Raw genomic sequence first — 13,624 nt, 5'->3', positions numbered from 1 at the left:
TCCATGCGGGCGCTGATCTTCGACTTCGACGGACTGCTGATGGACACGGAGACCACGCTGCTGGAGAGCTGGCGCTGGGCGTACCGGCAGCACGGTCTCGAACTGGATCCGGCGGGCTTCTTCGCCGACCACGGCGGCGACGCGAACGAGCCCCGCTACGACGCGCTGGCCGCCGCGGTCGGCGCCGGCTTCGACCGGGAGAGCAGCCACCGCCGCCGGCAGGCCTACCGGCTCACGCTGAACGCCGCACTCACCCCGGCCCCCGGCGTGGTCGCCTGGCTCGACCGGGCCGCCGAGCTGGGCCTGCGGCTCGCGGTGGCCAGCAGCTCACCGCGCCCGCACGTGGCCGCGATGCTCAACCAGGCCGGCCTGCTGGACCGCTTCGAGACGGTGGCGACCGGCGACGAGGTGGCCGCGCACAAACCCGACCCGGCCGTCTACCGCCTCGCGCTGGCCCGCCTCGGCCTGCCGCCGGAGGACGCGCTCGCGTTCGAGGACACGCCGCACGGCGTCGCCGCGGCCCACGCGGCCGGCCTGCGCTGCGTCGCGATCCCGAACCCGCACGCCGACCGCTCCCGCTTCACGGCCGCCGACCTGCTCCTCACCAGCGCCGCCGACGCCACCATCGACGACGTCCTGACAAAGATCACCTGAGCCGCGAGGCCGGCCCTCGGGCCCGGACCGGCCGGGACCTCCGGCCCTGTCCGTGCGCCGCTCGCCGGACGACGCTGGGCGGGAACGGTGAGAGGGGAGGCCGGCGATGACGGCACAGGTGCAGGCGCGGACGTCGACCGCGGACGCGTGGCGGGGGTTCGCCGGTTCGGACTGGCGGCGGGACGTCGACGTGGCCGGGTTCATCCGGGACAACTACACGCCGTACGAGGGAGACCAGCACTTCCTCACCGGCCCGACCTGCCGGACGCTGGACGTCTGGGCGAAGCTGCAGGCGATGTTCCCGGTGGAGCGCGAGCGCGGCGTCTACGACGTGGACGCGCGCACGCCGTCGACGATCACCAGTCACGCGCCCGGGTACATCGACCGGGACAACGAGCTGATCGTCGGCCTCCAGACGGACGCGCCGCTGCGCCGGGCGATCATGCCGAACGGCGGCCTGCGGATGGTGGAGAACGGGCTGAAGGCCTACGGGTACGAGCTGGACCCGGCCGTGCGGGAGACGTTCGGGAAGTACCGCAAGACGCACAACGACGCGGTGTTCGACGCGTACCCGCAGGCGGTGCTCAAGGCCCGGCGCTCGCACATCATCACCGGCCTGCCGGACGCCTACGGCCGCGGCCGGATCATCGGCGACTACCGGCGGGTCGCGCTCTACGGCGTGGACCGGCTGATCACCGAGCGGATCACGCTGAAGGCCGCGCTGGACCAGGCGCGTTCGACCGAGCACGTGATCCGCGACCGGGAGGAGCTGGCCGAGCAGGTCAGGGCGCTGCGCGAGCTGAAGGCGATGGCCGCGTCCTACGGGTACGACATCTCCGGGCCGGCCACGAACGGGCGCGAGGCGATCCAGTGGCTGTACTTCGCCTACCTGGCCGCGACGAAGGAGCAGAACGGCGCCGCGATGTCGCTCGGCCGGACCGCCACGTTCGTCGACGTCTACCTGCAACGGGACATCGCGGCCGGTGACCTGACCGAGATCGAGGCGCAGGAGCTGGTCGACGACTTCGTGATCAAGCTGCGGATCATCCGGTTCCTGCGCACGCCGGAGTACGACGCGCTGTTCTCCGGCGACCCGACCTGGGTGACCGAGAGCATCGGCGGCGTGGGCGTGGACGGCCGGCCGCTGGTCACCCGGACCAGCTTCCGCTACCTGCAGACGCTCTACAACCTGGGCCCGGCGCCGGAGCCGAACCTGACCGTGCTCTGGTCCCGTACCCTGCCCGAGGGTTTCAAGCGGTTCTGCGCGCAGGTGTCGCTGGACACCAGCGCGATCCAGTACGAGAACGACGAGGCGCTGCGCGCCGAGTACGGCGAGGACACCGCGATCGCCTGCTGCGTCTCCGGCATGCGGGTCGGCAAGCAGATGCAGTTCTTCGGCGCGCGGGCGAACCTGGCGAAGGCGCTGCTCTACGCGATCAACGGCGGCCGGGACGAGATGTCCGGCGAGCAGGTCGCGCCCGCCACCAGGCCCGTCGAATCGGACGTGCTGGAGTTCGGCGAGGTGGTGGCGGCGTACGAGCACACGCTGGACTGGCTGGCCGAGACCTATGTGGACGCGCTCAACGTCATCCACGCCATGCACGACCGGTACGCGTACGAGCGGCTGGAGATGGCGCTGCACGACTACCCCGTGCACCGTTTCCTGGCCACCGGCATCGCCGGCCTGAGCGTGGCGGTGGACAGCCTCTCCGCGATCCGGTACGCGACGGTCCGCGTCATCCGCGACGAGACCGGCCTGGCCGTGGACTACGAGATCGAGGGTGACTACCCGAGCTTCGGCAACAACGACGACCGGGTCGACGCGATGGCCACCTGGCTGGTCGAGGAGTTCATGTCGCGGATCCGGCGGCAGCCGGCCTACCGGGGCGCGGAGCCGACGATGAGCGTGCTGACCATCACGTCGAACGTGGTCTACGGCAAGCACACCGGCAACACCCCGGACGGCCGCCGCGCCGGTCAGCCGTTCGCGCCGGGCGCGAACCCGATGAACGGCCGGGACAAGCACGGCCTGGTCGCGGCCGCGCTCTCGGTGGCGAAGCTGCCGTATGCCTCGGCCCGCGACGGCATCTCGCTGACCTGCACGGTCACGCCGGACGGTCTCGGGCACACCCGCGCGGACCGGATCACCGACCTGGTCGGCGTGCTGGACGGTTACACCGGCACCGGCGGCTTCCACATGAACGTCAACGTGCTGGACCGCGCGACGCTGGAGGACGCGATGGAGCACCCGGAGAAGTACCCGCAGCTCACGGTGCGGGTCTCCGGCTACGCGGTGAACTTCGTCCGGCTGACCCGGGAGCAGCAGCAGGACGTGGTCTCCCGGACGTTCCACGGGTCGCTGTGAACATCCAGGGGTCCGTCCACTCGTTCGACACGTCGATCGGCGTGGACGGGCCCGGCACCCGGTTCGTAGCGTTCCTGGCCGGCTGCCCGCTGCGCTGCCTCTACTGCCACTCCCCCGACACCTGGTACCGGCGCAGCGGCACGCTGATGACCGTGGACGAGCTGATGGCCGTACTGCGCGGCTACGAGCGGTTCATCGAGGTCAGCGGCGGCGGCGTGACGCTCAGCGGCGGCGAGCCGCTGCAGCAGGCCCGGTTCACCGAGGCGTTCCTGCACGCGTGCAAGATGCACGGGCTGCACACCGCGCTGGACACCTCCGGCTTCTACGGCGACCGGGCCTCGGACACGCTGCTGGACGCGGTCGACCTGGTGCTGCTGGACGTCAAGTCGTGGGACCCGGCCACCTACCGCCGGGTCACCGGCACCGGTGAGATCGCGCCGACGCTGCGCTTCGGCCGCCGGCTGGCCTCCCTGCACAAGCCCATGTGGGTACGGTTCGTGCTGGTCCCCGGCCTGACCGACGAGCCGGCGAACGTCGCCGGGATCGCCGACTTCGTCGCGGAGCTGCCCACGGTCGAGCGCGTCGAGGTGCTGCCGTTCCACCGGCTCGGGCGGCACAAGTACGACGCGATCGGCGTGGAGTTCCCACTGCGTGACACGGTGCCGCCGGCGCACGAGGCGGTGGAGGCGGCCCGCGACGTCTTCCGCGCCCGCGGGCTGACCGTCACATGACCGGCTCCGCGATCAGGACGCCGGTCGGCGGCAGCACCTCGCGCACCTCCAGCGGCCGCCATCCGGTGCCGGTCAGCCAGTCCGCCGCCTCGCTCGCCTCGTACGTGTCGCCGCCGCTGAACATCAGGAACTCGGACGCGCCGCTCACACTGTCCGGGTGCGGTTCCACCGGGTCCCGCCACCAGTCGACCAGCAACAGCCGACCGCCCGGCTCGGCCACCTCGCGCAACCGGCCGAGCAGCGCCACGCAGCGCTCCGGGGTCAGTAGATGCAGCACGTTCGCCACCACGATCACGTCGCACCCGGCCGGCAGCGGATCGGTCAGCACGTCCGCACCGGCCACCTCGATCCGCGGCTCCCCGGCCAGCCGCCGCGCCGCCAGCTCCGCCACCTCGGGCAGGTCGACCAGCACGCCGGTCAGGTGCGGCGCGCGCGCCAGGATCGGCAGCAAGAACGTGCCGAGCCCGCCGCCGACGTCCAGCACCCGCTTGTGCGCGCCGAAGTCGTACGACGTGGCCAGCGCGCCCGCCGCCGCGGCCGTGACCACGGCCACGCCCGACTCGTACGCCTCCACCTGCATCGGCGACAGCGGCGGGTAGACGCCCTCGCCGGTCCGGTACGCCCGCTCCGCCTCCGTCCACCCCGGATAGCTGACCACGTCCCAGAACCGCAGCATCGGCCGTAGGTCCGCGGGCCCGCGGCCGGACAGGAACGCCTCCGCGTCCGGCGCGTTGCGGTACCGCCCGTCCTCGTGGGCCAGCAGCCCGCCGTCCGCCAGCAGCTGGCAGATCCGCCGTACCGAACGCTCCGGCATGCCGACCCGCTCCGCGATCCGCTCCAGCGTCGCACCGGCGCCGACGGCCTCGAAGAGGCCCGCCTCCGATGCCACGAACAGCGCCTTGGCCAGCGCGAACCCGCGACCGACCCGAATGATCCGCTCCGCCGTCACCACGTCCATGCGCGGCAGGCTATCGACGAAGACAGATCAGATCAATCACTCGGTCCGCCAGCCGACCGCGCGCCGGTGCCGCCTCCACAGTGTCCCGTGGGGGCGACACCCTACGATCAACCGGTGCGAATCGAGTTCACGTACGCGCGCCCCCAGGAGTACTTCCGCGAGCAGCGCACGCAGGCCGGCCGCGCCGCGGCCGCACCGAGCCTGCTCGGCGGCGTACTGCTGATCCCGGCCGGGACCGCCTGGGGCCTCACCGCGCTGCTGTCCACCGGCATCAAGGACGAGCTGGCGCTGGCCGGTCTCGCGCTGATCCTGATCGGCATCGGCCTGTGCATCCGCGCCCACGACATCTGGCAGGACGAACTGACCGTACCCGCCTCCTGGTGCACGCCGCGCGACTGGCTGATCACCGACGAGGCCCTCGAGTCCACCACCCCGATCGGCAGCACCACCTGGAACTGGGCCGCCATCCGCTACGCGGTCCGCATCCCGCACGCGTACTTCTTCCGCGCCGAGGAGGGCGGCCGTTCCTTCGACGTACCGCGCGAGCCGCTCACCGACGAACAGGAACAGGCCCTGGAGACCTTCCTCGTCGAACGCGGCATGATCATCGACGAGCCCTTCCGCACCCGCTGACACGCGGCGGGCGCACTGGAGTCCGCAACCGGATTCGAACCGGTGTGACGCGATGTGCAGTCGCGCTCCTGGCCTCTCGGACATGCGGACGCGGGGACGTACGTGCGGGCGGCAGGATTCGAACCTGCTCAGACGATGCGGACGGTTTACAGCCGCCCCCGACTCTCCAGCGTCGGCGCGCCCGCGCGGGGTGGTACGTGCCCGGGGTGCGATTCGAACGCACACTGTCGCCGCCCTGAACGGCGTGCCTCCTGCCAGTTGGGCTACCCGGGCCCTCTTTTGTTACGTGCCTCCGGCGCGATTCGAACGCGCAACACCGGCGCCCTCAACGCCGTTCCTCTACCAATTGGGATACGAAGGCATGATGAAATAGAGGATTGCGGAAAGTGAATGTGGGCGGGCAAAGAAAAACCGCCCGATCCCGTTGCGGGAGGGGCGGCGTGGTCGCGCGCTGACGCTGGTCAGCTCGGACAACCGCCCCGAGGCGCAAGGAGGGAGAGATATAGACAGCCAAGGGCCGCGGGACAGGACCGGGCCGGGAACGCCACCGCGGACCGCGCCGCGCGAAGCACCTGACCCGACATGACCGTCTCCCTCAGCTTTTGTCACTCAAACAGCTGCCACTTCAATAGCTGTCACTTAAACAGCTGTCACTCCGGCTCGCCGAAGCTGGTTAATACGTTAATAGCCCGCCGCGGAGAATAGCAAGCATTTATTCGAACGCGCCGCCGTCAGTCCGCGCCGAGCCAGAGGCGGTCGCAGAGCGTGCTCAGGCCGACCGTGAGGTGACGTCGGTACGTGCTGAACGGCAGCCCCAGCCGGCGTGCCGCCGCCTCCTGGGTCGGCGCGCCGCTCAGAAACGTGGTGGTCAGCACGCGGTGCTGTTTCGCGGTCCGGCTCTGCCGGCCGAGCGCCTCCACCGCCGAGGCCAGCGTGCGGCGCAGCGCCTCGACCGGGTCGTCCGCGTCGCGGACCAGGCCGGTGCGCAGCAGCGGGCTGTCCGCCAGCCGCTCCGGCCGGCGCCAGGCGCGCAGCGCGGACCGGACCTCGGTGTCGAACTCGGCTCGGGTCAGCACGGCCAGGCCGGTGCCCGCGCGCGGCGGCAGCTCCTCGACCGGGCGCCGGGAGTTCGCGGCCAGCCACTCCGCCGGCGGCGCCGCGCGCCAGTCGTGCGCGAACAGGTGCCGGTCCCGGCCGCCGCCGGCCACGGTCAGCCCGGTGCCCGGCATGTCGAAGTAGCGCAGCGCGCCGGCCCACGGCGCCGGGTCGGCGGTCGCCAGGAACGTCCACGCCGGATGATCGGCCCGGACCACGCGGCCGAGCACCCGGTAGACCGCGAGGTCCTGGACCGCGGCGGCGCGGCGGCGCTCCAGCGGATCGGCCAGGCGTTCACCGGCCGGGCGCTGGGCCGCCGGTGCGCCGGTCGCGGGCCGGGCCACGAATCGGAGCACGTCCAGTTCCTCACCGGCGGTCAGCGGCGCGGCCGTGTGCGTGTACGCCCACGCCGCCGCCAGCACCGGGTCGTGCTCGCACGCGGCCACGTCCTCCACGCCGAGCCGCAGTAGCGCGGAGAAGCCGATCAGCTCGCCGCGCCGGGCCCGCGGCTCCAGCGGGTGGAACGGCCCGGCGCGCGCGATGTCCAGCAGCGCGATCGGGTCCTCCCGCCGGTACGCCCGGAACGCGGACGGCTGCCGGGCGAACCAGAACGCCACCATCTCCGGCTCGTCGCTGAGCGCCAGCAGCGCGGGCAGTTCGGCCGGGTCGACCGCGTCCTCGTACACGCCGCTGGTCGCCGGTCCCGTGGCCGAGTCCTCCGGCGCGCCGGTCGGCATGCCGAGGATCCGGTCGTAGAACGCGGTCGCGCCGAACCGGCGGTGCAGGTAGCCGAGCATCACCATGGCCGGCATGATCGCGTCACCGGCCGCGACCCGGGCGCGCGCGAACAGGTAGTCGCGGATCCGGTCGTGCAGCGCGCGGTGGCCGTCCGGGTCCCGCCGGGCCAGCTGCGCGTCCACCGAGGCGCGGACCGCGCCGTTCGGGAGCAGGCCGAACGGCGACGCGTGCATGAACGACTGGGTACGCAGCCACTCGAACATCGCGGCGGCCTCGTCGCCGACCACCGCGCGCAGCAGATCCTCGGTGATCACGATGGACTGCGCGGCGGCCTGCAGCGCACGCCGGTGGGTGCCGGACGGGAACGGGCCGGCGCACGCCTCGACCACCCGGTCCAGCAGCTCCAGCGTCGGCACCCAGCCGTCACCGTCCCGGCCGGACGTCTGCACGGTACGGGCCGCGAGCGCGAGCACGGACGGGTTCCCACCGGCGAACGCGATCATCTCCCGGCGCAGCTGCGGCGCGACGCCGAACCGGTGCAGCAGCGAACTCGAGTCCATCCGGCTCAGCGGGCCGAGCGGCAGCGGACGGATCGCCTGGAACCAGCCCGGGTCCGCGCTCCACCGGGTGACCGGCGACCGCCGCGCGGCCAGCACCACGCGCGCGTCCATCGGCAGCCGCGGCAGCAGCCGGTCGATCAGCCACGCCTCCAGCGCCGGGATCCGGTCCGCGTCGTCGACCAGCACCACGGGCGCGCCCGGCCCGGCCGTACCCGCGCGTTCCTCGTCGCCGTCCCGGCCGTCGACGCGCAGCACCGGCCGGCCGGCCGCGCGCGCCTCGTCGGCGAACCGGGCCAGCAGCGCGGTCTTGCCGATCCCGGCCGGTCCCTCGACCATCAGCAGCGCGTGTGGACTGTCCGGCCGCAGCAGCTCGTGGAACGCCGTGATCTCCGGCTGCCGCCCCAGGAACGCCGCCCGGTACGACGGGCGCAGCCGGTCCGCGACGGAGCGGATCGGGAGGGCGCTCATTGATCTCACGGCATTCACTCGACATACCGTAGAGTGACCGGCCATCGGGTTCAATCTACCGAAAGTCATACCGGGGGTTACAGAAAACTCGGCTTTCAGATACCCAGAGTCATCATCCCCGGTCGCGGCCGTCACTTTTCGTGCACCCCACCGTCCGAAAGGGATGAAGACAACATCATGACAGCGCGTTACGTGCACCTGGTCCGGCACGGTGAGGCGGCCGACGGCGCGCTCACCGAGACCGGGCGGCGGCAGGCCGCGGCGACCGGCGACCGGCTGGCCGCGTTACCGATCGCGTCGCTGCACCACGGTCCGCTGCCGCGCGCCGCGGAGACCGCCCGGATCATCGCGTCGCGGCTGCCCGGCGTACCGGTGCGGGAACTCGATGTCTGTGGTGACTACGTCCCGCCGGTCGGTGACCGGGCCGCGCTGCCGCGCGTGTTCCAGGACTTCCTGGCGGAGGTCACCGAGGAGGAGTACGCGCTCGGCGAAGCACTGGCCCGCGCGGCCCTGGCCAGATTCGCGCGGCCGGCCGAGACCGAGACGCACGAGCTGATCGTCACGCACGCGTTCACCGTGGGCTGGTTCGTCCGGGACGCGCTGGACGCGCCGGAGCCGCGCTGGCTCGGATTGAACGCGGTCAACTGCGGGCTCACCACGATCCTCTACCGGCCCGGCCGGCCGCCCGCGCTGATGGCGTTCAACGAGGTCAGCCACTTGTGATCTCGACCTCACCCGGATCGGCATCTTGACAAACGCGCGCAACGTCAGGTGTAGCCGGGGTCCCGTATCCTTTCGAGCCATGCAAGAGACAGCCCGCTTAGCTGGGTTCTTCGCAGCGCACGCCATCTGGAGCGTGTCCACCGGCGACAAGCTCGTCCCGCTGATGGGATACGAGCAGGCCGACGGCGACCGCGCCATGGCCCGTTTCGCCGGCGACGACCCGGGCATCTCGGTCCGCAACGGCCAGGATGCGCTCGAGTCCAACGAGTTCGCGGCCACCCGGGCCGCCCTCGTCGTCGAGGGTTTCATCCACCTCGCCGCCACGCCGCGCATCGACGCGCTGATCGTGCGCGCCGTCTCCTACTTCCCGGAGCGGAGCGCCATGGCGGTGGCCATCCCGTACCGCCCGCACACCGACCGGGAGGGTTTCGCCGTGCACCGCCCGCGGTTCCTCGGCTTCGACAACGTCGAACGCGAGGAGTTCCTGAAGATCGCGGACGCCTTCCACGAGGGCGTCGGCTCCCACGAGAAGGCCTCGGAGGTCTGGAACACGGCTCTGCTGTGAGACACACGAGGGGGTACGGACACGTACCCCCTCGTGCTCTTCCTACTTGGCGTCGAGCAGGTCGACGATCGCCGCGGAGGCGCGGAAGTACTTGTTCCGGCCGAGCTCGCCGATCGTCTTGATGCCCAGGGCGTCGCGCAGGTACTTCGCACCCGTCTCGCTGATGCCGGCGAGGGCCGCGACCGGCGCGGCCGCGATCTCCTCGAGGCTCTTGTCCTGGTACTCCTTGTCGACGATCTTGCTCAGATCACCGGTGACTGCCATGGGTCCTCCAGGTCTTCCACAATGGAACGGCGCAGAGGCTAGCAGACCGATCTTGACGGCCGGTTGCCGTGATCCCGCGTCCGGCGGCCGAGCGCCTACCGGCGCATCAGGGCGAAGGTCCCCCAGCCCAGGTACGGCCGCTGCCAGCGCACATGGTGCAGCTGGGATCGGGTCAATTCCGCCCGGATCTCCGGCGCCAGCTCGTCGTCCGGGTTCGCGTCCAGCCACCGCCGCATGCTGAGCCAGCCGGCGGCCACGTAACGGTCCCAGCCACGCTCGTCCGCCGCGACGAACTCGACCACGTCGTACCCCAGCGCGTGGAACCGCTCCACGGACTCCGGCAGCGGCAGGCAGTCCACGCCGCGCAGATCCCCGAACAGTGCGTCCACCGCTTCGCGCGGCGGATCCACCCGCCAGAACACGTCGCCGACCAGCAGCATCCCGCTTGGTTTCCGGCTCCGCTCCATCAGCCGCACCGTGCCCGGCGTACCCCCGCCGATCCAGGTCGCGCCGATGCACGCCACCACGTCCACCAGTTCCGCCGCCACGTACTCCCCGGCGTCGCCGTGCACGAAGGCGACGCGGTCCGCGACACCCAGGCCGGCCGCCCGCTCCCGGGCGTCGGCCAGGAACGCGGTGCCGATGTCCACGCCGGTGCCGGTGATCCCGTGATCCCGCGCCCAGGTGCACAACAGCTCGCCCTTGCCACAGGCCAGATCCAGCACCGTACCGCCCACCGGCAGCCGCAGCGCCGCCCCCAGCGTCGCCAGCTGCGCCGGCTCGATCGGGTTCAGAACCCGATGACTACTCTCTCGAATGACAAAATGCCTCGGTAGATCCACGGTCATGCTTCCTCACGTCGTCTCGGTCTCCTGATCGCTTCCCTGAGAACACACCGACGACGGTCATAGGTCACCACACTCCCGCTCCGAGCTTCCCCCGCACGCTAACGTCCCCCGCCCGTCCCCGCGACGGGTTTTGACCCATCGGCCTCACGGAGCTCCGGCCCGCGACAGGGTGCGGCCCGGAGCTACGAGCGGGTCAGCCGAGCGGCGCCGCGATCCGCCATGTGGTGTCGGCGGGGAAGCCGGCTGCGGCGTCCTGAGGGGTGTGCGGGCCGCCGGAGGTGGCGATCCAGACCTGGGCGGAGTAGTGGCGGACCGCGTGGCCGGCCATGTTGTACGACCGCAGCGTCACCCCGCCGGTGCCGGGCTCCGCGCAGAACGTGGCGTCCCACGGGAAGACCGTGCCGCCGTCGGTGGCGTCGAGGCGGAGGCGGAAGTTGGAGTGGCGCAGGTAGCGGCCGGGGTAGTTGACCGACTCGAGCGAGTAGCAGGACGGGTCGGCCAGGCCGGGACGGACGGTGAACGTGGCGTCCGCGCGGGTGGTCGCGTCCGACGTGGACGTGACCACGGACGTGACGCCGAGCGAGTCCTGGTGGCGCAGGTAGCGGTCGGTGAAGCCGGGCGTGGTCACGCCGAGCGAGATCCGCGCGCCGGTGGTCAGGTCGGCGCCGCTGCGCCACCACGGGGACGCGATCTGCCAGGTGGTGTCCGCGGCGTACGACGCGGGGTTCTCGGCCGGGCCGGCGATCCACACCTCGCCGTTGTAGTGCCGCAGGAACCGGCCGGGCTGGTTGTACGCCTCGAACGAGATGCCCGCGGCGGTCCGCCCGGTCCGCGCGCAGAACGTCGCGTCCGCGGCGAACAGCGCGGAACCGTCGGTGGCGTCCAGCCGGATCCGTGAGTTCGCGTGCCGCAGGTAGCGGCCGGGGTAGTTGCGGGACTCGAACGACCAGCATCCGCTGCCGGCCAGCCCGGCCCGGACGCGGAACGTGGTGTCCTGCCGGGAGAGCGCGTCGGACGAGACCGGGGACGTCACGCCGAGCGAGTTCGCGTGACGCAGGTAGCGGTCCGTGAAACCGGGCGTGGTCACGCCGAGCGAGATCGATTCGCCGGGCCGCAGCCACGCCGCCGCACCCTGGACGGCCAGGTGCGCGGCCCGGATCTGATCGACATTCATCTTGAAGACCTGCCGGTCGTACGTGTAGAGGCCGTTGACCTCGTTCTCCACGTCCGTCGGCTCGGTGTAGATCGACCCGGACAGCCCGCGCGACCGGATCAGCCCCTGCAGCGTGTCCGTCACCTCGACGTACCGCCGGTTGAGCGCCGTCGTGTCCGCGACCATCTCGTAGCCGAAGCCGTTGCCCGGCGACCACTCGTGCCCGGCCACCCGCAGCCCGAGCCCGCCGAACTCGCCGAGTTGCGCGATCCGGGTCGTGCTCGGTGGTTGGGTGAGACCCGGGCCGACGTAGATGTGATCGTCGACCACGTCGCCGTTGCCCGGATCGCGCCCGCAGCAGTTCGAGCCGGAGTTGCCGTTCACCAGCCGGGTCGGGTCGTACGCCTTGACCAGGTCGGTGATCCGCGCCTCGTCGTACTCGCCCCAGCCCTCGTTGAACGGGACCCACTGCACGATCGACGTGATCCCGCGCAGCTGGTCGATCATCCGCCGCAGCTCGTCCTCGAAATTGGCCCGGTCGGACGCGGACGGCGTGACCCCGGTACGCATCGACGGCATGTCCTGCATGACCAGTAGCCCGAGCCGGTCCGCGTGGTAGAACCAGCGCGCCGGTTCGACCTTGATGTGCTTGCGGACCGTGTTGTAGCCGAGCGCCTTCTGCCGTTCCAGGTCGAAGCGCAGCGCCTCGTCGGTCGGCGCGGTGTAGATGCCGTCCGGCCAGTAGCCCTGGTCGAGCGTGCCCATCTGGAAGTAGAACCGCCCGTTCACCACCGGCCGGAGGAACCCGTTCACCACCGCGGTCGAGACGGACCGCATGCCGAAATATCCGCCCACGCTGTCGCCGCCGGAGAGCGTGACGCGCAGGTCGTAGAGGAACGGGTCGTCCGGGCTCCACAGCCGCGCACCCGGCAGCGGGATGCGCAGCCGGGTGCCGGCCGGCGCGGACGCGGTCGCCACCGTGGTACCGCCGGTGGAGACGGTCGCGGTGACGGTCTGACCGGTCGCGTTCACGGTCCGCACATCAAGGTCGAGGGCCTGCCCGGGTACGTCCGGAGTGGTGTCCAGCCGGGTGATCCGCCCCGGCGTGGTCGGCTCCAGCCACACGCTCTGCCAGATTCCGGACGCCGCGGTGTAGAAGATGCCGCCCGGGTTGAGCCGCTGCTTGCCGAGCGGGATGCCGGCCGCGTCCACCGGCGAGTGCACGCCGACGATGAGCTCGTTGGTCCCGCCGTTCAGGTGCGGCGTGACGTCCAGCGACCACGCGTCGTACCCGCCGGTGTGCGAGCCCGCGGCGGCGCCGTTCACCCACACGTTCGCCCGCCAGGTGACCGCGCCGAAGTTCAGCTGCACGCGCCGCCCGGCCCAGGACGCCGGCACGGTGAACGTGCGCTTGTAGAACATGGTGTCCTCGTGCCGCATGATCCCGGAGAGCGCGGATTCGATCGGGTACGGCACCAGCACGGTCTCCGCCAGCGTCTGCCCGGCCGGCGGCGTGGTGATCTGCGTCGACGCGGCGAACTGCCACTGCCCGTTCAGGCTCTGCCAGTCCGGCCGGGTCAGCTGCGGGCGCGGGTACTCCGGCAGCGGGTGGGTCGGCGACACCTGCGAGGTCCACGGCGTGGACAGCGGCGGCGTCTTCGGGATGTACGCGGCGTTCGCGGCGCCGGGATACATCAGGATCGCGGAACCGGCGGCCAGGACGGCGGTCGCCAGCCAGGTCAGGACCTTCTTCATCGGCCTGCTCCCAGTGGTGGGGTAACGAGAGAGCGCTTTCACATAACGTTGTTTATAGAACGCGCCCTTCGCCTACGCAACGGCAGACGTCGATGAAATGACCGCGGCTCGCTC

At 71.5% G+C, this 13,624-nt stretch carries 11 protein-coding genes and 4 tRNA genes; 6 read left to right on the top strand and 9 right to left on the bottom strand.

Features of this window, described 5'->3' with window-relative positions; genetic code table 11:
* Window positions 1-3: 3 nt before the first annotated feature.
* The 3 genes from J2S42_RS30450 to pflA all read left to right on the top strand — a co-directional run bounded on the left by J2S42_RS30450 (window position 4) and on the right by pflA (window position 3,750).
* Window positions 4-654 (top strand): HAD family hydrolase, encoded by a 651-nt coding sequence (locus J2S42_RS30450; RefSeq protein ID WP_307244621.1) that lies wholly within the window; start codon window positions 4-6, stop codon window positions 652-654.
* A 106-nt stretch (window positions 655-760) separates the two neighbouring features.
* Window positions 761-3,019 carry a formate C-acetyltransferase gene (gene pflB, locus J2S42_RS30445; protein ID WP_307244619.1) on the top strand — a complete coding sequence of 753 codons (2,259 nt, stop codon included), beginning with the start codon at window positions 761-763 and terminating at the stop codon, window positions 3,017-3,019.
* Window positions 3,016-3,750 carry a pyruvate formate-lyase-activating protein gene (gene pflA / locus J2S42_RS30440; protein ID WP_307244617.1) on the top strand — a complete coding sequence of 245 codons (735 nt, stop codon included), beginning with the start codon at window positions 3,016-3,018 and terminating at the stop codon, window positions 3,748-3,750. Before pflB ends, pflA begins: the two co-directional genes overlap by 4 nt.
* Here the strand turns inward: pflA and J2S42_RS30435 are convergent.
* Entirely contained in the window at window positions 3,743-4,708 is a 966-nt protein-coding gene (locus J2S42_RS30435; protein WP_307244615.1) for a methyltransferase, read from the bottom strand. The genes pflA and J2S42_RS30435 overlap by 8 nt on opposite strands.
* Before the next feature lie 114 nt (window positions 4,709-4,822).
* Between J2S42_RS30435 and J2S42_RS30430 the strand changes: the two genes are divergently transcribed.
* The gene (locus J2S42_RS30430; RefSeq protein ID WP_307244613.1) at window positions 4,823-5,341 is read left to right on the top strand and encodes a YcxB family protein; all 519 of its coding nucleotides are present in this window, start codon (window positions 4,823-4,825) and stop codon (window positions 5,339-5,341) included.
* A gap of 16 nt (window positions 5,342-5,357) precedes the next feature.
* On the opposite strand, the gene J2S42_RS30425 is transcribed toward J2S42_RS30430, so the two are convergent.
* From J2S42_RS30425 to J2S42_RS30405, 5 genes are all read right to left on the bottom strand, one after another.
* A tRNA-Cys gene (locus tag J2S42_RS30425) sits at window positions 5,358-5,431 on the bottom strand.
* Between the two features lie 13 nt (window positions 5,432-5,444).
* Window positions 5,445-5,526, bottom strand: a tRNA-Tyr gene (locus J2S42_RS30420).
* 13 nt (window positions 5,527-5,539) lie between these two features.
* Window positions 5,540-5,614 (bottom strand) — tRNA-Leu (locus tag J2S42_RS30415).
* Window positions 5,615-5,628: 14 nt separating this feature from the next.
* Window positions 5,629-5,702, bottom strand: a tRNA-Leu gene (locus J2S42_RS30410).
* A 370-nt stretch (window positions 5,703-6,072) separates the two neighbouring features.
* Window positions 6,073-8,202, bottom strand: coding sequence for an ATP-binding protein (locus J2S42_RS30405; RefSeq protein WP_307244612.1), 2,130 nt, complete (start codon window positions 8,200-8,202; stop codon window positions 6,073-6,075).
* Between the two features lie 177 nt (window positions 8,203-8,379).
* Between J2S42_RS30405 and J2S42_RS30400 the strand changes: the two genes are divergently transcribed.
* Both J2S42_RS30400 and J2S42_RS30395 read left to right on the top strand, forming a co-directional pair.
* Complete coding sequence (locus J2S42_RS30400) at window positions 8,380-8,925, top strand: histidine phosphatase family protein (RefSeq protein ID WP_307244609.1); 546 nt, start codon at window positions 8,380-8,382, stop codon at window positions 8,923-8,925.
* 79 nt (window positions 8,926-9,004) lie between these two features.
* Window positions 9,005-9,490 carry a hypothetical protein gene (locus J2S42_RS30395; protein ID WP_307244607.1) on the top strand — a complete coding sequence of 162 codons (486 nt, stop codon included), beginning with the start codon at window positions 9,005-9,007 and terminating at the stop codon, window positions 9,488-9,490.
* A gap of 42 nt (window positions 9,491-9,532) precedes the next feature.
* On the opposite strand, the gene J2S42_RS30390 is transcribed toward J2S42_RS30395, so the two are convergent.
* The 3 genes from J2S42_RS30390 to J2S42_RS30380 form a co-directional block, all read right to left on the bottom strand.
* The gene (locus J2S42_RS30390; protein WP_307244605.1) at window positions 9,533-9,754 is read right to left on the bottom strand and encodes a hypothetical protein; all 222 of its coding nucleotides are present in this window, start codon (window positions 9,752-9,754) and stop codon (window positions 9,533-9,535) included.
* A 95-nt stretch (window positions 9,755-9,849) separates the two neighbouring features.
* Complete coding sequence (locus J2S42_RS30385; protein WP_307244603.1) at window positions 9,850-10,602, bottom strand: SAM-dependent methyltransferase; 753 nt, start codon at window positions 10,600-10,602, stop codon at window positions 9,850-9,852.
* A 193-nt stretch (window positions 10,603-10,795) separates the two neighbouring features.
* Entirely contained in the window at window positions 10,796-13,510 is a 2,715-nt protein-coding gene (locus J2S42_RS30380; RefSeq protein WP_307244600.1) for an AbfB domain-containing protein, read from the bottom strand.
* Window positions 13,511-13,624: the final 114 nt, after the last annotated feature.

Source organism: Catenuloplanes indicus (genome assembly GCF_030813715.1).
GTDB classification, from domain to species: domain Bacteria; phylum Actinomycetota; class Actinomycetes; order Mycobacteriales; family Micromonosporaceae; genus Catenuloplanes; species Catenuloplanes indicus.
Note: the sequence above shows the minus strand (reverse complement) of the source record. Positions and strands in the feature narration are given on the sequence as shown.

Coding starts and splice junctions, on each gene's coding strand:
- pflB (WP_307244619.1), top strand. CDS start 761: ATGACGGCACAGGTGCAGGCGCGGACGTCGACCGCGGACGCGTGGCGG.
- J2S42_RS30385 (WP_307244603.1), bottom strand. CDS start 10,602: ATGACCGTGGATCTACCGAGGCATTTTGTCATTCGAGAGAGTAGTCAT.
- J2S42_RS30400 (WP_307244609.1), top strand. CDS start 8,380: ATGACAGCGCGTTACGTGCACCTGGTCCGGCACGGTGAGGCGGCCGAC.
- J2S42_RS30380 (WP_307244600.1), bottom strand. CDS start 13,510: ATGAAGAAGGTCCTGACCTGGCTGGCGACCGCCGTCCTGGCCGCCGGT.
- J2S42_RS30395 (WP_307244607.1), top strand. CDS start 9,005: ATGCAAGAGACAGCCCGCTTAGCTGGGTTCTTCGCAGCGCACGCCATC.
- J2S42_RS30435 (WP_307244615.1), bottom strand. CDS start 4,708: ATGGACGTGGTGACGGCGGAGCGGATCATTCGGGTCGGTCGCGGGTTC.
- J2S42_RS30450 (WP_307244621.1), top strand. CDS start 4: ATGCGGGCGCTGATCTTCGACTTCGACGGACTGCTGATGGACACGGAG.
- J2S42_RS30405 (WP_307244612.1), bottom strand. CDS start 8,202: ATGAGCGCCCTCCCGATCCGCTCCGTCGCGGACCGGCTGCGCCCGTCG.
- J2S42_RS30390 (WP_307244605.1), bottom strand. CDS start 9,754: ATGGCAGTCACCGGTGATCTGAGCAAGATCGTCGACAAGGAGTACCAG.